20 protein-coding genes are annotated in these 26,486 nt (G+C 62.0%); 10 read left to right on the forward strand and 10 right to left on the reverse strand.

Going from position 1 to position 26,486, the window contains the following annotated elements; genetic code table 11:
* Window positions 1-22 precede the first annotated feature (22 nt).
* Both purL and KJP30_RS01565 read right to left on the reverse strand, forming a co-directional pair.
* Window positions 23-2,182: a phosphoribosylformylglycinamidine synthase subunit PurL gene (purL, locus tag KJP30_RS01560; protein ID WP_218447211.1), complete on the reverse strand. Its 2,160-nt coding sequence runs from the start codon at window positions 2,180-2,182 to the stop codon at window positions 23-25.
* A gap of 592 nt (window positions 2,183-2,774) precedes the next feature.
* Complete coding sequence (locus tag KJP30_RS01565; protein WP_218447212.1) at window positions 2,775-3,680, reverse strand: LysR family transcriptional regulator; 906 nt, start codon at window positions 3,678-3,680, stop codon at window positions 2,775-2,777.
* 165 nt (window positions 3,681-3,845) lie between these two features.
* Between KJP30_RS01565 and KJP30_RS01570 the strand changes: the two genes are divergently transcribed.
* From KJP30_RS01570 to KJP30_RS01580, 3 genes are all read left to right on the forward strand, one after another.
* Window positions 3,846-7,262 carry an indolepyruvate ferredoxin oxidoreductase family protein gene (locus tag KJP30_RS01570; protein ID WP_218447213.1) on the forward strand — a complete coding sequence of 1,139 codons (3,417 nt, stop codon included), beginning with the start codon at window positions 3,846-3,848 and terminating at the stop codon, window positions 7,260-7,262.
* Window positions 7,263-7,381: 119 nt separating this feature from the next.
* Window positions 7,382-8,278, forward strand: coding sequence for a lysophospholipid acyltransferase family protein (locus tag KJP30_RS01575; protein ID WP_218447214.1), 897 nt, complete (start codon window positions 7,382-7,384; stop codon window positions 8,276-8,278).
* Between the two features lie 34 nt (window positions 8,279-8,312).
* Window positions 8,313-9,125, forward strand: a complete 813-nt coding sequence (locus tag KJP30_RS01580; protein WP_218447215.1) for a glutamate racemase — start codon at window positions 8,313-8,315, stop codon at window positions 9,123-9,125.
* A 126-nt stretch (window positions 9,126-9,251) separates the two neighbouring features.
* On the opposite strand, the gene KJP30_RS01585 is transcribed toward KJP30_RS01580, so the two are convergent.
* Both KJP30_RS01585 and KJP30_RS01590 read right to left on the reverse strand, forming a co-directional pair.
* The gene (locus KJP30_RS01585; RefSeq protein ID WP_218447216.1) at window positions 9,252-9,893 is read right to left on the reverse strand and encodes a hypothetical protein; all 642 of its coding nucleotides are present in this window, start codon (window positions 9,891-9,893) and stop codon (window positions 9,252-9,254) included.
* 5 nt (window positions 9,894-9,898) lie between these two features.
* The gene (locus tag KJP30_RS01590; RefSeq protein ID WP_218447217.1) at window positions 9,899-10,753 is read right to left on the reverse strand and encodes a DUF3592 domain-containing protein; all 855 of its coding nucleotides are present in this window, start codon (window positions 10,751-10,753) and stop codon (window positions 9,899-9,901) included.
* Between the two features lie 130 nt (window positions 10,754-10,883).
* Between KJP30_RS01590 and argC the strand changes: the two genes are divergently transcribed.
* Window positions 10,884-11,912, forward strand: a complete 1,029-nt coding sequence (argC, locus tag KJP30_RS01595) for an N-acetyl-gamma-glutamyl-phosphate reductase (RefSeq protein ID WP_218447218.1) — start codon at window positions 10,884-10,886, stop codon at window positions 11,910-11,912.
* Between the two features lie 197 nt (window positions 11,913-12,109).
* Complete coding sequence (gene ccmE, locus KJP30_RS01600; RefSeq protein ID WP_218447219.1) at window positions 12,110-12,559, forward strand: cytochrome c maturation protein CcmE; 450 nt, start codon at window positions 12,110-12,112, stop codon at window positions 12,557-12,559.
* Here the strand turns inward: ccmE and KJP30_RS01605 are convergent.
* The 6 genes from KJP30_RS01605 to KJP30_RS01630 form a co-directional block, all read right to left on the reverse strand.
* Complete coding sequence (locus KJP30_RS01605) at window positions 12,538-13,914, reverse strand: sensor histidine kinase (RefSeq protein WP_218447221.1); 1,377 nt, start codon at window positions 13,912-13,914, stop codon at window positions 12,538-12,540. The two genes, ccmE and KJP30_RS01605, sit on opposite strands and share 22 nt — an antisense overlap.
* Window positions 13,915-14,045: 131 nt before the next feature.
* The gene (gene eno, locus KJP30_RS01610) at window positions 14,046-15,320 is read right to left on the reverse strand and encodes a phosphopyruvate hydratase (protein WP_218447222.1); all 1,275 of its coding nucleotides are present in this window, start codon (window positions 15,318-15,320) and stop codon (window positions 14,046-14,048) included.
* 141 nt (window positions 15,321-15,461) lie between these two features.
* Window positions 15,462-16,334 carry a DMT family transporter gene (locus KJP30_RS01615; protein WP_218447223.1) on the reverse strand — a complete coding sequence of 291 codons (873 nt, stop codon included), beginning with the start codon at window positions 16,332-16,334 and terminating at the stop codon, window positions 15,462-15,464.
* A gap of 106 nt (window positions 16,335-16,440) precedes the next feature.
* A complete protein-coding gene (locus tag KJP30_RS01620; protein ID WP_218447224.1) occupies window positions 16,441-17,400 on the reverse strand; it encodes a glucokinase in 960 nt (319 codons plus the stop codon).
* 11 nt (window positions 17,401-17,411) lie between these two features.
* On the reverse strand, window positions 17,412-18,734 hold the full coding sequence (locus tag KJP30_RS01625; protein ID WP_218447225.1) for a GH1 family beta-glucosidase: 1,323 nt from the start codon (window positions 18,732-18,734) through the stop codon (window positions 17,412-17,414).
* Window positions 18,735-18,737: 3 nt separating this feature from the next.
* A complete protein-coding gene (locus KJP30_RS01630; protein WP_218447226.1) occupies window positions 18,738-19,766 on the reverse strand; it encodes a LacI family DNA-binding transcriptional regulator in 1,029 nt (342 codons plus the stop codon).
* 246 nt (window positions 19,767-20,012) lie between these two features.
* On the opposite strand from KJP30_RS01630, the gene KJP30_RS01635 reads away from it, so the two are divergent.
* The 5 genes from KJP30_RS01635 to KJP30_RS01655 all read left to right on the forward strand — a co-directional run bounded on the left by KJP30_RS01635 (window position 20,013) and on the right by KJP30_RS01655 (window position 26,468).
* A complete protein-coding gene (locus tag KJP30_RS01635; protein ID WP_218447227.1) occupies window positions 20,013-21,278 on the forward strand; it encodes an ABC transporter substrate-binding protein in 1,266 nt (421 codons plus the stop codon).
* A 170-nt stretch (window positions 21,279-21,448) separates the two neighbouring features.
* Window positions 21,449-22,450 carry a carbohydrate ABC transporter permease gene (locus KJP30_RS01640; RefSeq protein WP_218447228.1) on the forward strand — a complete coding sequence of 334 codons (1,002 nt, stop codon included), beginning with the start codon at window positions 21,449-21,451 and terminating at the stop codon, window positions 22,448-22,450.
* A gap of 13 nt (window positions 22,451-22,463) precedes the next feature.
* Window positions 22,464-23,618, forward strand: coding sequence for a carbohydrate ABC transporter permease (locus KJP30_RS01645; RefSeq protein ID WP_218447229.1), 1,155 nt, complete (start codon window positions 22,464-22,466; stop codon window positions 23,616-23,618).
* 89 nt (window positions 23,619-23,707) lie between these two features.
* Window positions 23,708-25,360, forward strand: a complete 1,653-nt coding sequence (bglA, locus tag KJP30_RS01650) for a beta-galactosidase BglA (RefSeq protein WP_218447230.1) — start codon at window positions 23,708-23,710, stop codon at window positions 25,358-25,360.
* Window positions 25,361-25,379: 19 nt separating this feature from the next.
* Window positions 25,380-26,468, forward strand: coding sequence for an ABC transporter ATP-binding protein (locus KJP30_RS01655; RefSeq protein ID WP_218447231.1), 1,089 nt, complete (start codon window positions 25,380-25,382; stop codon window positions 26,466-26,468).
* Window positions 26,469-26,486 lie beyond the last annotated feature (18 nt).

The following is a 26,486-nucleotide window of genomic DNA, read 5'->3' on the forward strand; positions in this document are numbered from 1 at the left end:
GCGGCGGGAAATGCGTCAGGGATCAGCCGAAGTGCGTCGACAGAGCTTCTTCGGTCAGTGCCTTGAGTTCGGCAAGCGCGGCTTCTGACTTGCCGAACCGCACCGTGTCCCCCGAAAAGCGGCCAACGGTGGTCATGGGCACGCCTGCCTTGCCTGCGGCGATCATCAACGCCTCGGCGGAGTCAAAGTTGCAGGCGATCAGGTAGCGGCCTTGATCCTCGCCGAACAACATGGCCGTGTCATCATTGTCGATCTGCACACCCACGCCCGAGGCCGCGGCCATTTCAAACGCCGCAAGCGCAAGCCCGCCGTCGGACAGGTCGGTGCAGCAATTGATCCAGTCGCGGTTGGCGCGGATGAATTCGCCCGCGGCCTTTTCGGCTGCAAGGTCGACCTTGGGCGCGTCGCCTTCTTCGCGGTTGAACACCTCGTAAAGCAGCGCCGACTGACCAAGGTGGCCTTCGGTTTCGCCCACCAGCAAGGCCACGTGCCCGTCGCGGGCGTAGCCGAGGATCGGTTCCTCATCCGCCGCGATCAGGCCGACCGCGCCGATGGTCGGCGTGGGCAGGATGCCCTGACCGTCGGTTTCGTTGTAGAGCGAGACGTTGCCGGACACGATCGGCATGTCCAGTGCAAGGCAGGCCTGCCCGATGCCATCCAGCGCGCCCACGAACTGGCCCATGATCTCGGGCTTTTCGGGGTTGCCGAAGTTCAGGTTGTCGGTGGTGGCCAGCGGCAGCGCGCCGACAGCGGACAGGTTGCGATAGGCCTCGGCCACCGCCTGCTTGCCACCCTCGACAGGGTTGGCGCGCACGTATCGGGGGGTCACATCGCTGGTAAAGGCCAGTTTCTTGTCGGTGCCATGCACGCGGATCACGCCCGCGCCAAATCCCGGCACGCGCATGGTGTCGGCCATGACCTGACTGTCGTATTGTTCGTAGATCCATGCGCGCGAACAATAGTTGGGGCTTGCCACCAACAGCTTCAGCGCATCCACGGGATCAACCTGTGGCACATCCTCCAGCGGCAGCGCCTCTTCGGTCGGGACCCATGGGCGGTCATATTCCGGTGCGGAGGACGACAACCGCGACAGCGGCATGTCCGCCTTGCATTCGCCGTTGTGCATGATGAGGAAGCGGTCTTCGGGGATGGTTTCACCGACGATGGCAAAATCCAGGTCCCACTTGTCAAAGACGGCTTTGGCCTCAGCCTCTTTGGACGGGTCCAGAACCATCAACATGCGTTCTTGCGACTCCGAGAGCATCATCTCGTAGGCGGTCATGTTGGGCTCACGCTGGGGCACTTTTTCAAGGTCCAGCCGGATGCCCAGTTGCCCCTTGTCGCCCATTTCCACCGCCGAACAGGTCAGGCCCGCCGCGCCCATATCCTGGATCGAGATCACCGCGCCGGTTTGCATCAGCTCCAGCGTGGCTTCCATCAGGCGTTTTTCGGTGAATGGATCGCCGACCTGAACGGTGGGGCGCTTTTCCTCGATGCTCTCGTCGAATTCCGCCGAGGCCATGGTTGCACCGCCGACGCCGTCGCGGCCGGTCTTGGCGCCAAGGTAGACCACCGGGCGGCCAACGCCCGAGGCGGCAGAGTAGAAGATCTTGTCCGCATCGGCGAGACCCGCGGCAAAGGCATTCACAAGGCAGTTGCCGTTGTAGGCGGGGTGAAAGCGGACTTCACCGCCAACGGTGGGCACGCCAAAAGCGTTGCCATAACCGCCGATCCCCTCGACGACACCATGGACCAGCTGCCGGGTCTTGGGGTGTTCCTTTTCACCGAAAGACAGCGCGTTCATCGCCGCAATCGGGCGTGCGCCCATGGTAAAGACATCACGCAGGATGCCCCCGACGCCCGTCGCCGCGCCCTGATAGGGTTCAATATACGAGGGGTGGTTGTGGCTTTCCATCTTGAAGACGACGGCCTGACCGTCGCCAATGTCCACGACGCCAGCGTTTTCGCCGGGGCCACAGATCACCTGCGGGCCGGTCGTGGGCAGTTTCTTGAGATGGATCTTGGACGACTTGTAGGAACAGTGCTCGTTCCACATCGCCGAAAAGATGCCCAGTTCGGTAAAGCTGGGTTCCCGGTTCAGGATGCGCAGGATCTCGGCATATTCATCCGGCTTGATGCCGTGTGCCTCGATCAGTTCCTCGGTGATGGCCGGTTCCTGCATGATATCCCCCGTCTGGCGTGTGCTGCGGTCTTTACGCCAAGCCCCGAGGCAGGAAAAGGGGGCGTGTGGGCAACTTGCGTCCGGCGCGATGTCGCGGTTGCGGTGCGGTCATGCTGCAACTGCAAAGGGATTGGTGTGTTAGCCCTGCGATTTCAGAAGTCGATTCAACCCTTGATTGAGGCCTGGCCCGCTGAATCAAAGCGGTCAGCGTGCGCCTGCGGCCCCGTTCCCTTGTCTGCCCATGCGCGCGGTCCTGCGCCATGGCCGTGGCGGGGTGAAGGCGGATCAGAACGCTTTGGTAGCGGACAAAACAGACGGTCGCAGATGCTGCGGGCGCGTCGCAGCGTCTAACTAAATCTAGTGGATTTACTTTTTGCTCATTCGATGAGCCAAAAAAAAAGGCCGAGCACAAAGCTCGGCCGAAGTCCAACAGGGAGGTATGAAGATGAACCGCGAATGAGCGTTTCATCGTTCATTTGCCGAATATGTCATCACGACTGACTCGATCAAGCCATTTCACGTCGCACGCGCAGCATTTCCGCTATGCGTGATGTGCATACCACAGCGTTTTTGCCTGTTTTTCGGGCGGAGTTCAGTCCTCGACCAGCGCGCGCACCTGACGGCGGTGGGCAATGATCTCTTCCTGAACAAAGTCCCGGAATGCGGCTACACGCTTGGATTGTCTCAGTTCTTCGGGGTAGGCGAGGAAGACGGGCACTTCGACGGATTCCACGTCCGGCAGGACGCGTTTCACCTTTGGAAAGTCCTCGATGATGTAATCGGGCAGAACGCCGATGCCGAGGTTCGAGATCACGGCCTGCAACACGCCGAAATAGTTGTTCACGGTCAAAGTGGCCGGCATTTCATAGGCCAGCAACTGTTGAACCAGCGCCTTGCCCGCCGATACCTGTGCCGAATTCGGGTTCTGACAGATCAACCGATGGCCGCTCATATCCTCAAGCCGTGTCGGTTCACCCTGGTCGGCAAGGTATTCCGGAGAGGCGTAGAGGCGCATGCGAATGCTCATCAACCGTTTTCGGATGAGGTCCGCCTGGCTGGGTTCCTTCATGCGGATCGCCACATCGGCCTCCCGCATGGGAAGGTCAAGAACGCGTTCTTCCAGCATCAGGTCAATATTGAGATCCGGGTATTTCTCATAGAGCTTGGTCAGGCGCGGGGCCAGCCAGAGCGCGCCGAAGCCATGTGTGGTGGTAACCCGGAGCTCACCAAAGACTTCTTCTTCGCTGTCGCGGATGCGCGCGGTGGCCGCATCTATCCGCTTTATCATCGCGCTGGTGGCATCGAACAGCAGTTCGCCCTGTTCCGTCAGGATCAGGCCGCGGGCGTGCCTGTGGAACAGAGTCGTATTGAGCGATTCTTCCAAGGCACGAATCTGCCGCGACACCGCCGATTGCGACAGGTGAAGGGCGTCTCCGGCGTGCGTCAGGCTGCCTGCGTCGGCAACGGCGTGAAATATTCTTAGCTTGTCCCAGTCCATGGCGCCACGGTCTTGTCTGCTGATCTCAATATACGACAGAATGATTTTGTTAAGAAGATTACAGGCCTAGAGCGTCACTTTTGCGATATTTTCCTTGTTAAGGTCAGCAACTGTGACCTATATTTTGCCCCAATTGCACATATCTTCTGCGTTGGGAGGCGCGTCATGAGCAAGCACAGGATTTCTCTGAACGACCGTTTCGATCTGGAAAAGGAGACCGTGCTGCTGAACGGCACCCAGGCGCTTGTCCGTCTGATGTTGACCCAGAAAGAACGGGACCGGGCCGCCGGGTTGAACACCGCAGGCTATGTGACGGGCTATCGCGGATCGCCTCTGGGGGCGGTCGACTTGCAGATGCGCAAGGCGGAAAAACAACTGAGGGCCGCTGACGTTCTGTTCAACGAGGGTCTTAACGAAGATCTTGCCGCCACCGCACTTTGGGGCAGTCAACAGGCAGAGCTGCGCGGCGAGGGCAAGTTCGACGGCGTCTTTGGCCTTTGGTATGGCAAGGGACCCGGCGTCGACCGCTCGGGAGACGCCATGCGGCATGCCAATATGGCGGGCACGTCCAAACATGGCGGCGTGCTGATGGCCATGGGCGACGACCATACCGGGGAAAGCTCGACCGTGCTGCACCAGTCGGAATGGGCGCTTGTGGATGCCTATATGCCCGTGGTGTCGCCCGCCGGCGTGCAGGAAATTCTGGACTACGGCCTGTATGGCTATGCGCTGTCGCGCTTCGCCGGGGTCTGGGTTGGTCTCAAGACCATGAAGGACACCATCGAGGCGACGGCGGTCGTGGACGGACGTATCGACCGCGTGAACCTTGTCACTCCCGATTTCGACATGCCCGACGGCGGGCTGAACATCCGCTTGGCTGACACGCCGCATGCGCAAGAAACGCGGATGATTGATTACAAGCGCTTCGCGGCCGAGGCGTTTTCCCATGCCAACCGCATGGACAAGCGCGTCTGGGGCAAGCCGGGTGCCAAGATCGGCTTTGTCGCGGCGGGCAAGAACTGGCTCGACCTGCAACATGCGATGAGCCTGCTGGGCATTGACGAACCCGAAGCCGAACGGCTGGGCATCACCACCTACAAGATCGGGCAGGTCTTTCCGCTGGACATGCGGGGCTTTCATGACTGGGCCGAAGGGCTGGACCTGATCGTGATCGTCGAGGAAAAGCGCAAGCTGATCGAGATTCAGGTCAAGGAAGCGCTGTTCGACGACAACCGCTATCGCGTCTACGGCTGGTACAAGGGCGGGGCAGGTGGCCTGCACCGCGAAGAACTGTTCCCGACACGTGGCGCGCTGGATCCTACGTGGATCGCCCGCAAGCTGGGCGAGATTCTGGTCGAAGAGGGGCGCGGCACGGACGCGGTCAAGGCTGGCCTGACCCGGATCGAAGAGGCCGCCCGCGCCGACAACCTGCCCGAGATCGCGGCACGTGTTCCCTATTTTTGCGCGGGATGTCCGCACAATACCTCGACCAAGGTGCCCGAAGGCAGCCGTGCCTATGCCGGCATCGGTTGTCACTACATGGTGCAGTGGATGGATCGCGAAACGCAGGGATTTACCCATATGGGGGCCGAGGGTGCGAACTGGATCGGCGAAGCCCCGTTTTCCAAGCGCCCGCATGTGTTCCAGAACCTCGGTGACGGCACCTACAACCACTCGGGCGTTCAGGCGATCCGGGCCGCGCTCGCCGCGGGAACCAATATCACCTACAAGATCCTCTTCAACGATGCCGTGGCCATGACCGGCGGGCAGCCGAACGAGGGCGGACTGACGCCTCAGCGCATTGCGGCGGAACTCCGGGCTATGGGCGTTCAGGCGCTGGCCGTGGTCTATGATGAAAAGGAAGAGGTGAACCCGGCGTCGTTCCCTTCGGATGTGCAGACCTTTGAACGGGCCGAGATGGACAGTGTGCAGAAACGCATGTCCGAGGTCGAAGGCGTGTCTGCGATCATCTACGTGCAGACCTGTGCCGCAGAGAAGCGCCGCCGTCGCAAGCGGGGCAAGTTCCCCGACCCGGATCAGCGCGTCTTCATCAACACCGATGTTTGCGAAGGTTGCGGCGATTGCGGCGTACAGTCGAACTGTGTGGCAATCGTGCCCGAAGAAACCGAGCTGGGCCGTAAACGGGCCATCGACCAAAGCGCCTGCAACAAGGATTTCTCTTGCCTCAAGGGCTTTTGTCCCAGCTTCGTGACCCTGAAAGGCGCGCAGGTCAAGAAAGCGCCGACCACTGCGCTGGACCTGCCTGACATGCCCGCACCGGCGCTGCCGCAGATCGACGGCACGCACAACGTCATCATCACCGGCGTGGGCGGAACGGGTGTTGTGACCGTGGGCGCGGTTCTGGCGCAGGCAGCCCAGATCGACGGCAAAGGCGCGGCCATGATGGAAATGGCCGGGCTGGCACAGAAGGGCGGCGCCGTCCATATCCATTTGCGTCTGGCGGAAAAGCCCGATGACATCTCGGCCGTGCGCGTCGCAACCGGCGAGGCGGATGCGCTGATCGGCGGCGATCTGGTCGTGTCCGCAGGGGCCAAGACACTGGGCCTGACGCGCGCCGGGCGGACCGGAGCCGTGGTCAACAGTCATGAGATCATCACCGGTGAGTTCACGCGCAACACCGAATTCCACCTGCCCACGGACCAGTTGCGTCTGGCGCTTGAGGCGCGGTTGCAGGATCGGGTGGCCTTTTTTGACGCCTCCGATCTGGCGCGCGTGACGCTTGGAGACTCGATTTTCTCCAACATGATGATTCTGGGGGCGGCATGGCAGCAGGGCCTTGTGCCGCTGTCGCATCAATCCATCAAGGAGGCGGTCGAACTGAACGGCGCGGCGGTGGAACGCAACCTGCGCGCCTTCGAGATCGGTCGGTGGGCAGTTCTGTATCCCGCCGAGGCGGCGGGACTGACGCAGTCAAAGGTGGTCGACCTGCCCAAGAGCCTTGAGGATCGGATCGCGTTCCGCGCCGATCATCTGGTGAAATACCAGGGCAAGGGACTTGCCAAACGCTATCGCAAAATGGTGGACGGTATCGGCGATACCCGTCTGAAAGAGGCGGTCGCCAAGGGGTATCATAAACTCTTGGCCTACAAGGATGAATACGAGGTGGCGCGGCTCTTGCTGGAAACGCGGGCGAAGGCGGAACAGACCTTTGACGGCACTTTCGAAATGCAGTTTCACCTTGCGCCGCCGATCGTCTCAAAAGTAGGCTCGGACGGCCGTCCGGTCAAAAAGACCTATAGCGAGGGCATGTTGCGCTGGTTCCGCCTTATGGCGCGTCTGAAGGGGCTGCGGGGGACACCGCTGGATCTGTTTGGCCGCACCGAAGAGCGCCGCATGGAACGCGCCCTGATCGCGCAATACGAGGCGGACATGGCCGAGTGGCTGCCCAAAGCCGCCCCGGAAACCATGGATGCCTTGGTCGCTCTGGCTGAACTGCCGTTGCAGATCCGGGGCTTTGGCCCGGTCAAAGCAGCGAACGAAGCCAAGGCCGCGAAACGGCGCGAAGAACTGTTGTCCGTTCTGCGGCAAGGTGGTGCCCCTCTGAAGGCGGCAGCCGAATAAGGAAAACACCGGGTTCTGAGAGGCTTTTCATGAAACTTTCATGAAGGCGTCACAGAATCTGGTGCATTCGGCGCGGCGGCCTTAAAATGGGCCGAGGTTGCAAGGAGGATTCACGCCAGATGCCCAACCGGCGTCACGTTGCCCGTGATATTTCGTACAGCTATTCCGCCAGCACGCGCGGCGGACGCGCCATGATCCGGCTCATGGAAAATGCCACTGGCCGCATCGGCCTGATCCGGCGTGCCGAAGGATATGAAAACGAGGTCGCGCAAGGGCGCGACTTCTGGCAGGTCATGGTCGAACGCTACGGGCTTGGTCTGGATGTCATTGCGGGCAGCCTTGACAACCTGCCCAAGGAAGGGCCGTTGATTGTGATCGCCAACCATCCCTATGGTATCCTCGACGGGCTGATCATGGGGCACATCCTTTCGGTCGTGCGTGGTGATTTCCGCATCCTTGCCAACAGCGTCTTTCGCAAGGCGGAAGAACTGAACCGCATTATCCTGCCGGTGAATTTCGACGAAACGAAAGAGGCGATGCAACAGAACATCGCCACCCGGAAAGAGGCGCTTGGCTATCTGGGTGACGGCGGGTGCATTGGGATCTTTCCCGGCGGCACGGTGGCCACGGCGGAACGCCCCTTTGGCAAGCCGATGGACCCCGGTTGGCGTCTGTTCACGGCGCGCCTGATCGCCAAGTCCGAGGCCACGGTTGTGCCGATCTACTTTGACGGGCATACCTCGCGGCTGTTCCAATTGGCGAGCCATCTGCACTACACGCTGCGCATGGGCCTGTTGATCAAGGAGTTCCGCAAGCGCGTGGATACACCTGTGCGTGTGGCCATCGGCACCCCCATCCCGCGGGCGGAAATTGACGTGCGGGCCAAGGACGCACGGGCGATGATGGATTTCCTGCGCAAAGCGACTTATGACCTGTCTCCGACTCCCCTGAAGTCCTACGACTACGGGTTCGAGTTCGAAGAGAAACACAGGGAAAAGCCGAAGGCGCGCCACTGACAGACGCGCGTCGCGGGGCAAGAGCGGGGCGCAAATGGCGGTAGGGGTTTTCGACAGCGGGCTTGGCGGGCTGACGGTTCTGGACGCGGTGTCGCGTCGGCTGCCCGAGGTGCCATTCGTCTACTTTGGCGACAACAAGCATGCGCCCTACGGTGTGCGTGACGCGGATGATGTCTATAACCTGACCTGCGCGGCGACCGAACGGCTGTGGGACGCGGGCTGTGACCTTGTGATCCTTGCCTGCAATACCGCCTCGGCGGCGGCACTGCGGCGGATGCAGGAAAGCTGGATCCCGCGGGACAAACGGGTGCTCGGCGTGTTCGTGCCGCTGATTGAGGCACTGACCGAACGCCAATGGGGCGACAATAGCCCGCCGCGCGAAGTGGCTGTGGAACATGTTGCCCTTTTTGCCACCCCCGCCACGGTCCGCAGCCGCGCCTTTCAGCGTGAACTGGCCTTTCGCGCCATCGGCGTCGATGTCGAGGCGCAGGCCTGCGGCGGTCTGGTCGATGCGATCGAGGAAGGCGACATGATCCTTGCAGAGGCGCTGGTGCGGAGCCATGTGGATGCGCTGAAACGCAAAATGCCCACCCCGGAGGCGGCAATCCTTGGCTGCACTCATTACCCGCTGATGCAGGACATCTTTCAAGAGGCGCTGGGGCCAGAGGTGAAGGTCTATTCGCAGGCCAACCTTGTGGCCGAATCTCTGGCGGACTACCTCGGTCGGCATCCGGACATGATGGGCGCGGGGACAGAGGGCGGCTTTTTGACCACCGGTAACCCGGCCAAGGTCTCGCAGAATGCGACGCAATTCCTGCGTCGGAAAATCACTTTCGACCCCGCCTGAACCGCGGCGTCATGGCGGTCGCCGGATTGATTTTTCCGGCGATCCCGCCTATATGTTGGGGCGTAGAGGAGATCAGACCATGTCCATGAACGGCCCGCTTCCCCCGATCGTCTGACCCGGTTCCGCCTAGGCGCCGGGCCAGGTGTCCTGACGGGGCGGCAAGACTTCCATCACTTTGTCATGAATCTCGCCGGCTTCGGGCGAGTTCGCCATGGCTGCCGACAGGCGTTGGTAATCCGCTTGCACCTTTTCGCCAAGGGCTACGAGCGTATCCAGCGCCTGCTTCTTGCGTTCCGCGCTTAATGCCGCAAAATCCTCGGTGGCCAGATGCGCGTAATAGCCGTGGAACAATTGCGAATTGTCGAAGAACCGGTCGCAGGCCACCATCAGTTCGATGCTGAGGCGACGGCGCACCGCGCGATAGTCTCCGAAACTGGGGTCGGGCGCTTCGGGCGGAACAAAAGGCCGATAGTCCGACGGACCGGAATCGATCTGTTCTTTCAATGCCGCGATCCGGCGTGTTTCGATAATCCCGGTTACACTGCGGTCGTCGAAATCGGCATGGATCAGGATATCGACAAGCACTTCGGCCAGATGGCGCTGACGGTCATCCGCATCGCGCCGCCGCTGGCGCCAGTCGCCCACGGCCTGCGCCGTGGCCTTGCCCAGCCAGCCCAAAACCGCGACCAGAGAAGAAATCGCCAGCAGCGCCAGCGCGCCGGTCACGCTTTTGGTGTCACCGGTGAACAACGATTGCAGCCAACCCATGGTGCCTAGCGCCCTCCGCCGGGACGTTCCCCGATGTCGCCGGACCACCATGCCCGCTTGATCCCCTGATAGACGACGATTTCCTGTCCGGGACGATAGGGTTCCAGCTGATGTTCCTTGTAGGCGAGGCTTTCTCCTTGGCGTCCGCTGGCCTCTTTCCACGTCAGGCGATAACGGTACTTGTTGTTGACGCGATAGTTGGTGGCTTTCATGCCGGTCACATGAGCCGTTTCCCGCGCGCCGTAGCGGCGCGCTCGCACGGCGGCCACGGCCCAACGGCCCGGAATCCACATGGCCACCAGCGCGCCAAGACCAAAGACCAGCGCGATCCAGCGGGTCACGATCGAGGTGGTCCGGTTTTCTCCGCGGTTGAGCTCGGTCCTTTCCGGATCGCTTTGGAGATACCAGATCGGCAGTCGTTCACCAATCTCATGACGATGGTAGAGCGAACTGCCGACCGAGCGGCTGACGACCACACGCTCGCCTTCGTGGGTTTCGAACCGTAGGTCAAAATAATAGGTGACCTCACGATCCCCGTCGCTGTCTGTTGTGACCTCGCGCCGTTTGTCGACGATGTCGGCGGCGGTTTCGCGGCCTTCCTGATCGAACCGGTTTGCAAGGTTCAGCGTCGTGTGGCTGATCAGGGTCAGGACCAGCAGCAGCGCAATAAAGATCAGCGTGATCCAGCCCCCCATGCGCCAGAACAATCGGAATATCGAAACAGGTTGGTCATCAGCAATACGGGCCATGTCGGCATGATGACCGCGCCGCGCGCGCCGTTCAAGCGCAAGAACGGGGAATTCATCGTTGATCGTGATCCGGTGGGGGTCTATAGCCAAAAAGCAAAGGAGCCATGTCATGTCCGCGTTCAATACCCTGCGCCTGCGACGATGATCTGCCCGCTGCCCGCCGACCGGGCCGCGCCTTTCCCTTTGTCTTTCCCATTCGCGTTGCCGTGCCGTGCACGCATCATCCAGCAGGTGACTTGCCATGACCCATTCCATCGCCATCATCGGGGCTTCGGGCTATACCGGGGCCGAGTTGATCCGGCTTTTGGCCACCCATCCGTCATTTGAAATCAAGGCGCTGGCGGCCAATTCCAAAGCCGGGCAGAGCATGGCGCAGGTCTTTCCGCATCTGCGCCATCTTGATCTGCCGGATCTTGTGACTTGGGAGCAGATCGATTTTTCTGCAATCGACCTGTGTTTCTGCGCCCTGCCGCACAAGACCTCGCAGGAGGTGATCTCGCAACTGCCCAAGAGCGTGAAGATCGTCGATCTGTCGGCGGATTTCCGGCTGCGCGATCCGGCGGATTACGAAAAATGGTATGGCAATGCCCACGCTGCCATAGAGACGCAGAAAGAGGCCGTTTACGGCCTGACCGAGTTTTACCGCGACGCCATCAAGGACGCGCGCCTTGTGGCCGGAACCGGCTGTAACGCGGCAACCGGGCAATACATCCTGCGGCCGCTGATTTCGGCCGGGGTGATCGACCTGGACGAGATCATTCTGGATCTGCAATGCGGGGTCAGCGGGGCCGGGCGGTCGCTGAAGGAAAACCTGCTTCACGCGGAACTGAGCGAGGGCACCAATGCCTATGCCGTAGGCGGCACCCACCGGCACCTTGGCGAATTCGATCAGGAGTTCAGTGCGCTTGCCGGTCGGCCGGTGCAGGTGCAGTTCACGCCGCACCTTGGGCCATTCAACCGGGGCATCCTTGCGACCTCCTACCTGAAAGGCGATCCGCAGGCGATCTACGCGGCGCTTCAAGCGGCCTATGCGGATGAGCCATTCATCGAAGTGCTGCCCTTTGGTGAAACGCCCTCGACGCATCATGTGCGCGGGTCGAATTTCTGCCATATCGGCATGACCGGAGACCGGCGGCCCGGGCGTGCGATTGTGGTGGCGGCACTGGACAACCTGACCAAGGGCAGTTCGGGGCAGGCTTTGCAGAATGCCAACCTGATGTTGGGTGCGGCGGAAACCGCCGGGTTGATGCTGGCACCCTGTTTCCCCTGATCCAGTCGTGCGCCATGGGCGCACAGGTTGGTTTGCGTTCAGGCCACGCAGGCCTTGAGGAGGGCGCTGCCCTCCTCAAACTCCTCCCGGGATATTTTCGGACAGAAGAGGCGGCAGGGCGCGGCAAATCGCGCCGGGCTCTCCCCTTGGGAGCAGGGATTGTCTATATTGCCGGAAGTTGGAAGCACGGGGGTCTCATGGCTTTGAAGTCGCTCAAGAAACAACGGCGAATCCAGATCATTGCCCTGGCCGTGGTGGCCTTGATCGTGTCAACCGGGCTGATTGGCTATGCAATGAAGGACGGGATCAATTTCTTTCGCTCGCCAAGCCAGGTCATGGAAGAGCCGCCAGCGCCCAACGAGGTTTTCCGGATCGGTGGGTTGGTCGAGGAAGGGTCACTGGTGCGGGGCGACGGAGAGCAGATCCGGTTTCGTGTGACGGATGGCGGGGCGACGGTGCCGGTGGTCTATACCGGTGTCCTTCCCGATCTTTTTGCCGAGAAGCAGGGCATGGTGGGCACGGGCCGTTATGTTGACGGGGTGTTCGAGGCGACCGAAATTCTTGCCAAGCACGATGAGACCTACATGCCCAAGGAAGTGATCGACGCGCTGAAAGAGCAGGGCACCTACGTCGAGCCCGAGAGTTGATCGGCACTCGTTGCCTCGATGAGGTAGAGCGTCGCGCGTAATCCGCCGCGAAGCGGGCGGTCGAGGTGCAAGCCGCCGCCGGACTGGCGCGCAAATCCGGCAACGCTGGACAGGCCTAGGCCACGGCCCTCATGTGCCGGTTTCGTGCTGTAGAAAGGTTCGGCCAACATGGGCAGTGCCTCGGAAGCGACGCCGGGGCCGTCATCCTCGATATCAAGAGCGATGAAAGGGGGCGCATCCGCGGGCGGCGACAGGTCTGTCGGCATGGCACGGCGATCGGCGGAGATGCGGATGGTGCCCCGTCCCGAGGTGGCCTCTTGCGCGTTGAGGCAGAGCTGAATGGCGCAGGTTTCCAGCATGTCGCGGTCGACGCGGGCCACCAGCGGATCGGGTGGCGGGGTAATTTCGACCGTCATCGCTTGTGGGAGCATGTCGCTCAGCACCTCACCCAGATCGTAGAGAAACCCCTCGATCGGGACGGCAGAAGGAGACAGCCGGGTGCGTCCGCTGGAGGCCATCAACTGTTTGACGGTCACGGCGGCCCGGCTGGCGGCGCTGCGGGTTTCTTCGAGCGCGCGCCGGCGGTCATCGGGCCGGTCAAGTTGGTCGAAAAGTTCGAGATTGCCCAGAATGACCGTCAGCTGGTTGTTGAAATCATGCGCCACGCCGCCGACGAATTGCCCGAGGGCGCGGGCCATCTGGGCGCTGGCATAGCGTTTCTGCGCCGCGCGCAGGTCCGATTGCAGGCGCCAGCCTGAGATCATCGATCCGATGTAGTAACCCAGCACTGCGAGGGCGACAAAGGCCACCATCACACGATCCATCCAGCGGTCCAGCATGGGTTGCAGGACAATGACCAGAGCCAACACCAGGATCCCGACCAACAGGCAATCCGCGATGACAAACCCGATTTCCTTTTGCGGCCGTTGCAATGTGTATAGGCCGAAACCAACCAGCCCGGCGGCGCCGGTGAAGGTCAGGCCGGGTGAAATTCGCGCCGCGATGAAATAGAGCGGCAAGGCCATGAAACAGAGCGCAGACAAGAGGTAGAACGTCAGCGCCAGACCGTAGCGCAGATGCGGCGGGCAGAGCTTTGGTTGGGTGAGGGTCAGCACAAGGCCCAGTTCCAGCAGGACGTAGCATGCGGTCCAGCTGACGGCGATCTTGCGGTCTATGAGCAGCAGCAGGATCGTGATGACAATGGTCAGGACACTGTATCGCGTCACGATTTCCCAGCGGGAGCCGTATTCGGCACGGCGCATGTCGTCCAGTCTGGACTCGAAACCATCGCGGGGAAAGAGCCGGGTCATGTCTTCAATCTCGTCACCGGGGCCGCTGAAAGGCGCGGCCGTCATCACATTCAAACATGTGAAAACTACGAAATCCCCAAGGTCGCGTCACTTGCCTTTCAGGGAATTCTACTCGAATGAATAGAGCCGCCCCGGGTTCGGGGCGGCTCTGTTAAGGTTTGAAAACCAAAGGGTTGTCAGCGCAGGATGCTGCGTCCCGCATAGGTTGCGGTGTCTTCCAGGATCTCTTCGATTCGGATCAGTTGGTTGTATTTCGCCAACCGGTCAGACCGCGCCAGCGAGCCGGTCTTGATCTGGCCGCAATTCGTGGCCACAGCGAGATCAGCGATGGTCGCGTCTTCGGTTTCGCCCGAACGGTGCGACATGACGTTGGTCATGCGCGCGCGATGCGCCATGTCGACCGCTTGCAGTGTCTCGGTCAGGGTGCCGATCTGGTTGACCTTGACCAGCATCGAGTTGGCGCAGCCGCGTTCGATCCCCATTGCAAGGCGGGCGGGGTTGGTGACGAAAAGATCGTCGCCCACCAGCTGAACCTTGTCACCTAGGGCTTCGGTCAGCAGTTTCCAGCCCTCCCAGTCGTCCTCGGCGCAGCCGTCTTCGATCGAGAGGATCGGGTAGTCGGCGCAGAGCTTGGCAAGGTAGTCGACGTTTTCGGCCGAGGTCAGCGACAGACCTTCGCCCTTCATCTCGTATTTGCCGTCTTTGAAATATTCGGTCGAGGCAGCGTCGAGCGCCAGCATGATGTCGTCGCCGGGTTTGTAGCCGGCTTTCTCGATCGAGTTCAGGATGAAATCCAGCGCCTGGCGCGAGGAGCCGATGTTCGGGGCAAAGCCGCCTTCGTCACCGATGCCGGTGGACAGGCCCGCGGCCGAAAGCTCTTTCTTGAGGGTGTGGAACACCTCGGAGCCCATGCGCACCGCTTCGCGGATGTTGTCCGCGCTGATCGGCATGATCATGAATTCCTGAATGTCGATCGGGTTGTCGGCATGTTCGCCGCCGTTGATGATGTTCATCATCGGCACGGGCAGGGTGCGGGCCGAGGTGCCGCCCACGTAGCGGAAGAGCGGCTGGCCGGTGAATTCCGCGGCGGCCTTTGCGGTGGCCAGCGACACGCCGAGGATGGCATTGGCGCCAAGGCGGCCCTTGTTTTCGGTGCCGTCCAGTTCGCACATGGCAAGGTCGATGGCGACCTGTTCGGTGGCGTCAAAGCCAAGGATCGCCTCGGCCAGTTCGCCGTTCACGTTTGCCACGGCTTCCAGCACGCCTTTGCCCATATAGCGGGCCTTGTCTCCGTCGCGCTTTTCCACGGCTTCGTGGACGCCGGTCGATGCGCCCGAAGGCACGGCGGCGCGGCCCATGGAGCCGTCTTCGAGAGTGACGTCGACCTCGACGGTCGGGTTGCCGCGGCTGTCGAGGATCTCGCGCGCGTGGATGTCGATGATGGTGCTCATGGGTCTTGTCCCTCTGGGCTGTCGGTTCGGCGTTCTCTTATCAGTCGCTGACGGAAAGTAAACGCGACCGATAGCGCTAACGCCTCTTTCGGGCAAAGGGTTGCGCTAACAGCGCAGCGCCGCGTATCGGCGGCGGGCCGTCTAGCCTTGCACGCCTGCACGTGCCAGCCGCCGCTCGCGGAGAAAGGTATACAGGCCCGCCACGAGGATCAGCGCCGATCCGGCCAGTGTCCACGCGTCGGGGCGGTCGCCAAAGATCAGCACGCCCAGCCCTGTAGTGAATACCAGCCGCGTATAACGGAAGGGCGCGACGATCGAGGCTGGGGCCAGCCGCATGGCCGAAGTAATCGCAAGATAGCCGGAGGTTGTGACCAGCACGGCGCCAAGGATCGGCCAAAGCGCCGCGGGCGCATAGCTGTTGTTGTCAGTGGCCATGAGCCACAGGATGCCGCCGGGCAGGAGTGTGACAAGGAACCCCCAGGTCGAAATGGCAAGGGCCGGGATATGTGCGGGCGACAGGCGCGTAACCAGATCCCGAGCGGACAAACCGGCAATGCCCATCACGGCAAAAAGCTCCCACCCGGTGAAACCCGCTCCCAGCGGGCGGATGACCATCAACATGCCGACGATGCCCACGGCAACGGCGGTCCAACGGCGCCAGCCAACCTGTTCCTTGAGAAAGATCGCCGCGCCAAGGGTCACGATCAGTGGCCCGGCTTGCAAGATGGCCGCAAAGACCGGAAGCGAGACGTATTTCAGGCCAAAGACAAGGCCGATAGCGCCGATGATCTCGAACAGGTTGCGCAAAAGGACCATCGGGTGCAGGGCGTCCCGCGTCCAAAGCGGCACCCGCATCACGGCGGCTATGACGATGAACAACATCGTGCCGCCAAGCCCGACCATGGTCATGACCTGCCCGATGGGCGCGACCTGTGTTGCCAGCTTGAAAAACGCATCCGCCCCGGCCAGCAGGGCCATGGAGAGGATCATCAGGGAAATGGCGCGCAGGATCATGCGGACGCCTCGGGGCGGCGGGTGCGGGTCATGCTGGGGCTTTCGGGCAAGGTGTTGGGGCAGGGTATCGCCCGCCCCCCGGACACGTTCAACCCCAAAGCCGGTTTCAGCCGGGCATGATCTCTGCCAGATGCGCGGCACAGCCCCGCAGCGCGGCATAGTCATCCACCACCAGATCGACCGGGAATTGGGTCATGTAGGCGTTGAACCGGCCCTTGTCGGCAAAGGCTTCGGCAAATCCCAGCGGTCCCAGATGGGGGCCAAGGTGGCGGGTGACGCCTCCGACAAGATAGATGCCGCCAAAGGGCAGGGTGATCAGCGCAAGATCTCCGGCATAGCGGCCAAGGAAGCGCACGAACAGGCGGACGGCCCGCAGGGCGCGCGGGTCACCGGCCTCGACCCCGGCCATGATTTCGGCGGCAGGCAGAGGCAGGCCGTCGCCCTCATCATGGCAAACCCATGCGTAAAGATGCTCCAGCCCGCGGCCCGAAAGGATCTCTTCCAGCCCGGGACGTCCCATCCGGCCGGTCAGCCAGTCCAGCAACCGCAGTTCTTCGGCGTCGCGTGCAAGAAAGGACACATGCCCGGCCTCGGCCGCCGGGACCAGCGTCCGGTCGCCATGGGAATGGACGGAGACGGCGTTCAGCCCGGTCCCGACATTCAGGACCAGCCGGGCGGCACCGGCGGGGGCTTCGCGCCCGGTCAGCACCGGCGACAGGCTGTCCTGACCAAGATGCGCGACCGCAAAGCCCTGCGCCTGCAAATCGTTGATCACGGCCACTTTGTCCGCGCCGGTCTGGGCTTGCAATGCGGCCGAGTCCACGGTCCAGGCAAGGTTGGTCAGGGTGCCGACGCCATTCTTGACCGGGCCCGCCATGTCGATGCAGACCCCGACGGGGCGGACCTTTTGTTCAGCAAGGTAGCTGTCGAGGATCGGCCCGATCCCGGGGTTTTCGGCGTTGCGGAACCTGCGGATCGAGTCTTCGACGATCTGGCCGCCGGCGCACAGCGCAACCCGCGTGTTGGTGCCGCCGATGTCGGCGACAACGGAAAGCTCTTGGGACATGGCAGGGCCTTTCAGGTGGTCAGGGCTTTGGCAAGCGCGTGATACGACGCCTTCGGGGTCCGCGCCAAGGTGTCGAAATCCACATGTACAAGCCCAAAGCGTTTTTCGTACCCCAACGCCCATTCGTAATTGTCCAACAGGGACCAGATGAAATAGCCCTTGAGGGGCACACCCTCGGCGATGACCTGCCGGACCTTGTCCAGATGCGCGTCCAGATAGGCGATGCGGTCAGGGTCGTCGACCGCGCCCTGCCGCAGCATGTCTGGTGACGCCATGCCATTTTCGGTCACGTAAAGCGGCAGGTCGCCGGTATACTCGCGTGCCGTGCGGGTGAGGAAATTATACAGCCCGTCCGGGTAGATTTCCCAGTCCATGAAGGTCTTGGGCAGCGGGCCTTCGACCTCTTTGTAGTTGGGCCAGGGGTGGCCCGCGGCGGCGATCAGCTTGCGGGTGTAATAGTTGATCCCGCACCAGTCGAGCGGCGCGCCGATGGTTGGAAAATCGTCCTGCCAGCCTGTCGGCAGGTGGGGCTCCAGCCCGTCCAGCGCCGCCTGCGGGTAGGCCCCTTTGAAGACGCCGCCAAGGAACCAATGGTTGTAGATGGCGTCATACCGGTCGGCGGCGGCGCGGGCCGCGTCGCTGTTGTCGGCGGGATCGGCCCATTCCATGTTGAAGACGCCGCCAAGATTGCTCATTCCCAGCCCGCGCATCGTTTCGATCGCGCGCCCATGGGCCAGCAGCACGTGGTGCATGGCGCGGGCCGTGGCGCGAATGTCGCGCAGGCCGGGGGCATGGTGGCCGTCGAAATGGCTGAGCCATGCTACGCACCACGGTTCATTGATCGGCGCGACCGAAAACATGCGGTCACCGATCCGGGACATGATGACCTGCGTGTAATCCGCAAACCAGTCGGCGATGTCGCGATTGCGCCAACCGCCAAGGTCCAGCAAGGGGGAGGGTAATTCCCAATGATAGAGCGTGGCGCAGGGTTTGATCCCGCGTTCCAGCATCGCGTCGGTCAAGCGGTCATAGAAATCCAGCCCCTGCTGGTTGACCGGTCCGCGCCCCTCCGGGAGCACCCGCGCCCAGCTGAGAGAAAAGCGATAGGCGTCAAAGCCCGCGTCCCGGACCAGGTCCAGATCCTCTTCGTAGCGGTGATAGTGGTCGCAGGCGCGCGCGCCTTGCTCAAAGCGCACGACATTGCCCGGGGTGGCGGCGAAATCGTCCCATTGCGTGCGCCCCGCGCCACCATGGCCATGGCCTTCGATCTGGTAGCTCGACGTGGCGCAGCCGAAGAGGAAACCTTCGGGAAAATCGGATCGGTGATGTCGCATGGTTTACCTTTGTGGAGCAGGGCCGGTCGAACTGCCGATGATCAATTCGGCCTCCATCAACCGGGTCAAGGGCGGTTGGCCCGGATTGCGGATCAGGTCCAGCAGCAGTTCGGCCGCCGTCATGCCGGCGACCCTGACGGATGACCGCGTGGCGGTGAAAATGGGGACTTCGTGGCCATTGCCCAGATAGCCCAGATCATCGTCATGGGTGATAACGGACACGTCGCGGCCCATTTCCAACCCGGCTTCATGTATGGCGCGGCGCACGCCGATTGCCGTGATCATCGAAGACACAAGAAACCCCGTTGGCCGGTCGTCCAGCGCCAGCATGTCGCGCGCGCTGCGGTAGCCGTAGACCTCGGTCATCTCGCCCGAACGCATCAGGGCCGGGTCTTCGGGCACATGGCGATCTGCCAGCGCGGCGCTATAGGCCTTGCGGCGGCGATGGGCGAAATCCATGAATTCCAACCCGTTGACCAGCGCAATCCGGCGGTGGCCAAGGTCCAGCAGGAAATCCGTGGCCCGCCGAAAGGCGCGGGTGTTGTTGGTGTCCAGCCACGAATAGGGCAGCGCCACGTCCGAGGCCCGGCCATGCACCACAAAGGGCAGGCCCAGTTCGGTCAGCAGCGCAATCCGCGTGTCGGCCATACGCGGACCATGCACGATAATGCCGTCGACATTCCCCCGGCTGCGGATCTTGCGATAGGCGTTTTCCTCATCCTTGTCGTCGACAAGGCTGATCATCACCTCGTAACCGGCCTTGGAATAGGTCTTGCCCGCGCCTGCGATGAAATCCCCGAAAATCGGGTTCACCATCTCGTGCTGGTCAGAAATGGGCAGCACGTGTCCGATGGCCTGCGCCCGTCCGGTGGCCAACCCCTTGGCGCGGGCATTGGGGCTGTAGTTCAGTTCGCGCGCGGCGCGCAGAACCTTTTCCCGGGTCTTTTCGCTTACCTCGGGATAGCCGTTCAGCGCGCGGCTGACGGTGGTCTGGGACAGGTTGAGGTGTTCGGACAGTTGCTTGAGATTCATGCTCTCATATCGCTCAAAGCGCTTCGGATTTGTCAAGGGCTAGCATGGGGTCAGATGCAGGGTGGTTTAAGCCTTGGCTGCGGCGCAGCATATGTTTTCAAGGAAAGTAGACGGGTCAATCGTTGACAGGGCAGGGCGACTCGCGGATAGTGACGACGCCCAAAGCGCTTTGGAAACGCGCAGGATCCAAGGTGCCGGTAAACTGAATGACCCACGCGGGGTGGCGTGGAACCGGGAGGAACATCAATGAAGTCACCGTTCTATCTGAGCGTTGCGGCCGTCGCGCTGAGCGCGGGCATGGCGCATGCGGAAAAGCTGACCGTCTTCGGTCCCTGGCTTGGGCCGGACCAAGAGCTGGTCTTGCAGGTTCTGGACGCTTTCGCCGAGCAAAGCGGCCATGACGTGTCCTATGTGGGTTCGGACAGTTTCGAGCAGCAGATCGTCGTCGATGCCGAGGCAGGCTCCGCACCGCATGTGGCGATTTTCCCGCAGCCGGGTCTGGCCTCTGACATGGCGTCGCGCGGTTTCCTTGCGCCGCTCAAGGATGGCACCGCGGAGTGGGTGCGCGAGAATTACGCTGCGGGCGACAGCTGGGTCGATCTGGGCACCTACGCGGACAAGGACGGCGCGGACAAGCTGTTTGGCTTCTTCTACAAGGTCGATGTGAAATCGCTGGTCTGGTACAACCCGGAAAACTTCGCTGATTTCGGCTATGACGTGCCCACGACGATGGAAGAGCTGAAAGAGCTTGAGGCGCAGATGATCGCCGATGGCGAAACGCCGTGGTGTGTCGGTCTGGGGTCTGGTGGCGCGACAGGCTGGCCGGCGACGGACTGGGTCGAGGACCTGATGCTGCGCACCCAGCCGCCCGAGGTCTATGACCAATGGGTTGCGAACGAGATTTCCTTCGACGATCCGCGGGTCGTTGCCGCGATCGAGGAATTCGGCACCTTCATCGCCGACGGCAAGGTGGCGGGCGGTCAGTCGGCCGTGGCCTCGACCGATTTCCGCGACAGCCCCAAGGGCCTGTTTTCGGCACCGCCGCAATGCATGATGCACCGCCAGGCGTCGTTCATCCCGACCTTCTTCCCGGAAGGCACCGAGGTCGGTCTGGATGCCGATTTCTTCTATTTCCCGGCCTATGCCGACAAGGATCTGGGGCAGCCGGTTCTGGGCGCGGGGACTCTTTGGGCGATCACCAACGAAAACGATGCCGCACACGATCTGATCGCCTTCCTCCAGACCAACGAGGCGCATGAGATCTGGATGGCGAACGGTGGTTTCATGACGCCGCTGAAAACGGTCGATCCGTCCAAGTTCAAGGACGAGGCCACAGCCAAGATGAACAACATCCTGCTGGAGGCGACAACCTTCCGCTTTGACGGGTCCGACCTGATGCCGGGCGGCGTTGGCGCGGGCAGCTTCTGGACCGGCATGGTCGACTACGCGGGCGGCAAGCCTGCGGCGGATGTCGCCAAGGAGATCCAGGATAGCTGGGACGCGCTCAAGTAAGCCGTTCGAACAAGTGTCACCTGTCCCGGGCTTGACCCGGGACCTCGGTCCGGGCCGGTTGTCCGGCGGATAGGGCAGAGGCCCCGGAGCTGGTCCGGGGCGGGTGTCTTGGCGGGCAGCGGCGCGCAATGGAACGCGCCGCCACTTTCCAGAGAGACAGGGAGCACGGCATGCATCCGGCGCTACAGGGACTTCTGACAATCGTGATCGGCGTGGGGGCCTGCGTTGGGTACTTCTGGGCCTCGAACCAGGCGCTTGACCGGTTCATCTTTCCGGCGCGCGGGCCCAATGCGGGCCGAAACATCAACCGCGCCAACCTTGTGCGCCCTTGGCTGTTTCTCTTTCCGGCGCTTTTCGCGCTGACCTTGTATCTGGCCTACCCGGTGTTCGAGACACTGCGCCTGTCGCTGACCGACAGGGATCAGGGCGGCGCCTTTGTCGGATTTGCCAATTACCGGCAGATGATGGGCGAGGCCAAGTTCTGGGAGGCCATGGGCAACAACATGCTCTGGCTCATCGTCGTGCCCGCCATGTCCACCGCCTTTGGGCTTTTGGCGGCGCAGCTGACCGACCGTATTGCCTGGGGCAATATCGCCAAGTCGCTGATCTTCATGCCCATGGCGATCAGTTTTGTCGGGGCCTCGGTGATCTGGAAACTGGTCTATGACGCGCGCCCGGCGGATGCAGAGCAGATCGGCATCCTGAATGCGCTGTATATCTGGTTTGGCGGCACCGACCCGCAGCAGTGGCTGACCATTCCGTTCTGGAACAACTTCTTTCTCATGGTGGTGCTGATCTGGATCCAGACCGGCTTTGCCATGGTGATCCTCAGCGCCGCGCTGCGCGGCATTCCCGAGGAAACGGTCGAGGCTGCCATCGTCGACGGCGCAGGGCCGTTCCAGATCTTCTTCAAGATCAAGGTGCCGCAGATCATGCCGACCATCATGGTCGTCTGGACCACGATCACGCTGGTCGTGCTCAAGATCTTCGACATCGTCTTTGCCATGACAAACGGCCAATGGGGCACGCAGGTTCTGGCCAACTACATGTTCGACAAGCTGTTCCGCGCCAATGACTGGGGGGTGGGATCTGCCTCGGCCATTGTCATCATGCTGCTGGTCACGCCAATCCTTGTCTGGAACGTGCGTCAGGCCCGCAAGGAAATGCGGTAAGGAGGGCAGAGAGATGGACAATATCGCGGGCCAGAAATCCTCGCTCACCTGGGCGGTTCACATCTCGGTCGTCGTACTGGTGGCGCTGTGGCTGTTTCCGACCGTGGGGCTCTTCGTGTCCTCCTTTCGGACGGCGGACCAGATCGCCAGCAGCGGCTGGTGGAAATCCATGTTCCCCACGGTTCAGAACCTGACCCTGCGCACGGCAGAGCCGGACAAACAGGTGCAAGACGGCGCGCTCTATGTCATCGAGGGCAACCTCTTTGCCGAAGATGGCCGTGAGCCTGCGCCGATCACCGCCTGGGGCACGTCCTCGCGCGATGTTTCGGCCCATGCTCCCGGTGATGCGGTGGACCTGCGCAGCGGCGGCGCGATCACGGTTGCGGACAATGGCGATTACCGGCTGGTCTCGGACCAAGAACTGACGGGCCGCAGGGGCGCGCGTATCTTCGTGACGGCTACGGTCGCGCCCGAGTTCACGCTGGCCAACTACGATCAGATGCTGCTGGACGAAAGCAACAGCGCGGGCATGGCCAAGGCATTCTTCAACACGCTGACGGTGACCATTCCGGCGACGATCATTCCCATCGTCGTGGCCGCCTTTGCGGCTTATGCCTTGGCCTGGATGGATTTTCCGGGCCGTGCGCTGCTGATCGCCTTTGTCGTCGCCTTGTTGGTGGTGCCGCTGCAACTGGCGCTGATCCCGCTGCTCAAGCTGCATCTGAACATCGGCATCGGCAAGGGCTATCTTGGTGCCTGGTTGGCGCATACCGGGTTCGGCCTGCCCTTGGCGGTCTACCTGCTGCGCAATTACATGTCCGGCCTGCCACGGGACATCATCGAAAATGCCCGGGTCGACGGCGCGACCGAATTCCAGATCTTTACCAAGATCATCCTGCCGCTGTCTTTCCCGGCGCTGGCCAGCTTTGCCATCTTCCAGTTCCTCTGGACATGGAACGACCTTCTGGTGGCCAAGGTGTTTCTGATCGACGCCACGGGGCAGACCACGGTCATGACCAACCAGATCGTCGAGATGCTGGGAACCTTCGGCGGCAACTGGGAAATCCTTGCCACGGCGGCTTTTGTCAGCATCGCGGTGCCGCTGATCGTCTTCTTTGCCATGCAACGCTACCTCGTGCGCGGCCTGCTGGCCGGCTCGGTTAAATAAGTGAAACCCCGCCCCGGACGTGATCCGGGGCCTCTACCGGGTGCGGCGATGGCAAGACCATCGCGGGCCCGCGACGGGATACAGGACCCATGAACGCACAGACCAAACCCACGCCCGCACTCGCCGCCGACAAGGATTGGTGGCGCGGCGCGGTGATCTATCAGATCTATCCGCGCAGTTTTCAGGACAGCAACGGCGACGGGATCGGCGATCTCAACGGTATCACCAGCCGCCTGCCGCATGTGGCAAGCCTTGGCGTCGATGCCATCTGGATCTCGCCCTTCTTCACTTCGCCGATGAAGGATTTCGGCTATGATGTCAGCGATTACTGCGACGTCGATCCGATGTTCGGCACGCTGTCGGATTTCGACGTTCTGGTGGACACGGCGCACAAGCTGGGCCTGCGGGTCATGATCGATCAGGTGCTGTCGCATTCCTCGGACCAGCATCCCTGGTTTGCCGAAAGCCGGTCCAGCCGCGACAATCCCAAGGCCGATTGGTATGTCTGGGCGGATCCGAAACCGGACGGTACGCCGCCCAACAACTGGCTGTCGATTTTTGGCGGCTCTGCCTGGCAGTGGGATTCACGGCGCGAACAATACTACCTGCATAACTTCCTGACCTCGCAGCCGGATCTGAACTTTCATAACCCGGACGTTCAGGATGCGCTGCTGGAAACCGTGCGTTTCTGGCTGGATCGCGGCGTGGATGGCTTCCGGCTGGATACGATCAACTTCTACATCCATGACAAACAGTTGCGGGACAATCCGCCGTTGCCGGTCGCGGATCGCGACGATTCCATCGCGCCGCGTGTGAACCCCTACAATCACCAGCTGCACCTATATGACAAGAACCAGCCCGAGAACCTCGATTTCCTGAAACGGTTTCGCGCGCTTCTGGATGAATACGACGCCACCACCGCCGTGGGCGAGGTGGGGGACGCCCAGAAGGGGCTTGAGATCATGGGCGAGTACACCGCCGGGGACGAGCGGGTGCATATGTGCTACTCGTTCGAGTTCCTCTCGGGAAGCCAGCCAGACGCCGCGCGCGTGGCCCATGTGATGGGGCGCGTGGATGAGGTGGTTTCGGACGGCTGGGCCTGCTGGGCCTTTTCCAACCACGATGTCGTGCGCCATGCCTCCCGTTGGGACTTGTCTCCGGCAGCGCAGCGCGCCTTTGCCACGCTGATGATGTGTCTGCGCGGGTCGGCCTGCATCTATCAGGGCGAGGAACTGGGCCTGCCCGAGGCCGACGTTGCCTTCGAGGATCTGCAAGACCCCTATGGCATCGAATTCTGGCCTGAATTCAAGGGACGCGATGGGTGCCGCACACCGATGGCATGGGAGAAGTCCAACCAGAACGGGGCATTCACCACCGGAAACCCTTGGCTGCCGGTCAGCCATGCGCATCTGCCGCTGGCGGCTGCCGAGCAGGAAAAGGATCCCGGCGCGCTGGTGCATCACTACCGCAAGGCGATCCATTTCCGCAAAGCCCATCCCGCCTTGGTCAAGGGCGCGCATGACCGGGTTCAGGCCACCGGCAGCGTGGTGCATTTCATTCGCAGCCATGGTGCCGAAGAGGTCTTTGTGGCGGTGAACCTCAGCGGCGATCCGGCGGTGATCGACATGCCGTCCGGCCAGTGGCAGCAGATCGGGCAGGAACTGGGCAGCACCACCGCCGCCCCAGATGGCAAGCTGCATCTGGGGCCATGGCAACCGGCGCTGGCGCGTCGGACGGTTTGAACGGGGGGAGAAACGGTCGATGACCACGCTGAAACTGACGAATGTCCAGAAAACCTATGCCGGCACGGTTAACGTGCTCAACGACATCAATCTGGACATTGCCGAGGGCGAATTGATCGTCTTTGTCGGTCCGTCCGGCTGCGGCAAGTCCACGCTGTTACGGATGATCGCGGGGCTGGAAAAGATCACCGGCGGTACGCTGGAAATCGACGGGCAGGTCGTCAATGACGTGCCCCCGGCGCAGCGTGGTATCGCCATGGTTTTCCAAAGCTACGCGCTGTACCCGCATATGACCGTGCGCGAAAACATGAGCTTTGCCCTGAAACTGGCCAAGAAATCCTCGCAAGAGATCGAAGAGGCGGTGAACCGCGCGGCAAGGATGTTGCAGTTGGAACCCTACCTTGATCGTCTGCCCAAGGCCCTTTCGGGCGGGCAGCGCCAGCGGGTCGCCATCGGCCGGTCCATCGTGCGCGACCCCAAGGTCTATCTTTTCGATGAGCCGCTCTCGAACCTCGACGCGGCGCTGCGGGTTGCCACCCGGATCGAGATTGCTCAGCTGAAAGAGCAGATGCCTGACCGAACGATGATCTATGTGACCCATGATCAGGTGGAGGCGATGACGCTGGCCAGCCGGATCGTGGTGCTGGCTAACAAAGGGATTGCGCAGGTCGGGTCGCCGCTGGAATTGTACGAGCGGCCCAACAGCGAATTTGTCGCCCAGTTCATTGGCTCGCCTTCGATGAACCTCCTGCCCGGAGAGGTCGTGGGGACGGGTACGCAAACCACGGTCAAACTGGCCGGGGGCGGAACAGCCATATCAGACTATCCGACAACCGACGCGGACATGGGGCTGGCGGTGAATGTGGGCATTCGTCCCGAGGATTTCGTCGCGGCCGACAGCGGCGAGGCCTTCAGCGGTATGGTCGATATCGTCGAGGCCTTGGGCGAGGTGACGCTGCTGTATTTCAAACACGCTGAGGGTGTCGAGCCGGTGATCGCCAAGCTGCCGGGCATCCACGAAGACATGCGCGGCAAGACCGTTGCCCTGACGGCGGCGCCGGAGAAGGTTCACCTTTTCGCCGGAGGAGTCTCGCTGCTGTATCGCTAAGCGGGTGTCGGGCTGGCC

It is taken from the genome of Antarctobacter sediminis, assembly GCF_019218285.1.
Classification (GTDB): domain Bacteria; phylum Pseudomonadota; class Alphaproteobacteria; order Rhodobacterales; family Rhodobacteraceae; genus Antarctobacter; species Antarctobacter sediminis.

Excerpts from the sequence above, each read along its gene's own strand:
- purL (WP_218447211.1), bottom strand. The coding sequence starts at position 2,182 with ATGCAGGAACCGGCCATCACCGAGGAACTGATCGAGGCACACGGCATC.
- KJP30_RS01565 (WP_218447212.1), bottom strand. The coding sequence starts at position 3,680 with ATGGACTGGGACAAGCTAAGAATATTTCACGCCGTTGCCGACGCAGGC.
- KJP30_RS01570 (WP_218447213.1), top strand. The coding sequence starts at position 3,846 with ATGAGCAAGCACAGGATTTCTCTGAACGACCGTTTCGATCTGGAAAAG.
- KJP30_RS01575 (WP_218447214.1), top strand. The coding sequence starts at position 7,382 with ATGCCCAACCGGCGTCACGTTGCCCGTGATATTTCGTACAGCTATTCC.
- KJP30_RS01580 (WP_218447215.1), top strand. The coding sequence starts at position 8,313 with ATGGCGGTAGGGGTTTTCGACAGCGGGCTTGGCGGGCTGACGGTTCTG.
- KJP30_RS01585 (WP_218447216.1), bottom strand. The coding sequence starts at position 9,893 with ATGGGTTGGCTGCAATCGTTGTTCACCGGTGACACCAAAAGCGTGACC.
- KJP30_RS01590 (WP_218447217.1), bottom strand. The coding sequence starts at position 10,753 with ATGACATGGCTCCTTTGCTTTTTGGCTATAGACCCCCACCGGATCACG.
- argC (WP_218447218.1), top strand. The coding sequence starts at position 10,884 with ATGACCCATTCCATCGCCATCATCGGGGCTTCGGGCTATACCGGGGCC.
- ccmE (WP_218447219.1), top strand. The coding sequence starts at position 12,110 with ATGGCTTTGAAGTCGCTCAAGAAACAACGGCGAATCCAGATCATTGCC.
- KJP30_RS01605 (WP_218447221.1), bottom strand. The coding sequence starts at position 13,914 with ATGACGGCCGCGCCTTTCAGCGGCCCCGGTGACGAGATTGAAGACATG.
- eno (WP_218447222.1), bottom strand. The coding sequence starts at position 15,320 with ATGAGCACCATCATCGACATCCACGCGCGCGAGATCCTCGACAGCCGC.
- KJP30_RS01615 (WP_218447223.1), bottom strand. The coding sequence starts at position 16,334 with ATGATCCTGCGCGCCATTTCCCTGATGATCCTCTCCATGGCCCTGCTG.
- KJP30_RS01620 (WP_218447224.1), bottom strand. The coding sequence starts at position 17,400 with ATGTCCCAAGAGCTTTCCGTTGTCGCCGACATCGGCGGCACCAACACG.
- KJP30_RS01625 (WP_218447225.1), bottom strand. The coding sequence starts at position 18,734 with ATGCGACATCACCGATCCGATTTTCCCGAAGGTTTCCTCTTCGGCTGC.
- KJP30_RS01630 (WP_218447226.1), bottom strand. The coding sequence starts at position 19,766 with ATGAATCTCAAGCAACTGTCCGAACACCTCAACCTGTCCCAGACCACC.
- KJP30_RS01635 (WP_218447227.1), top strand. The coding sequence starts at position 20,013 with ATGAAGTCACCGTTCTATCTGAGCGTTGCGGCCGTCGCGCTGAGCGCG.
- KJP30_RS01640 (WP_218447228.1), top strand. The coding sequence starts at position 21,449 with ATGCATCCGGCGCTACAGGGACTTCTGACAATCGTGATCGGCGTGGGG.
- KJP30_RS01645 (WP_218447229.1), top strand. The coding sequence starts at position 22,464 with ATGGACAATATCGCGGGCCAGAAATCCTCGCTCACCTGGGCGGTTCAC.
- bglA (WP_218447230.1), top strand. The coding sequence starts at position 23,708 with ATGAACGCACAGACCAAACCCACGCCCGCACTCGCCGCCGACAAGGAT.
- KJP30_RS01655 (WP_218447231.1), top strand. The coding sequence starts at position 25,380 with ATGACCACGCTGAAACTGACGAATGTCCAGAAAACCTATGCCGGCACG.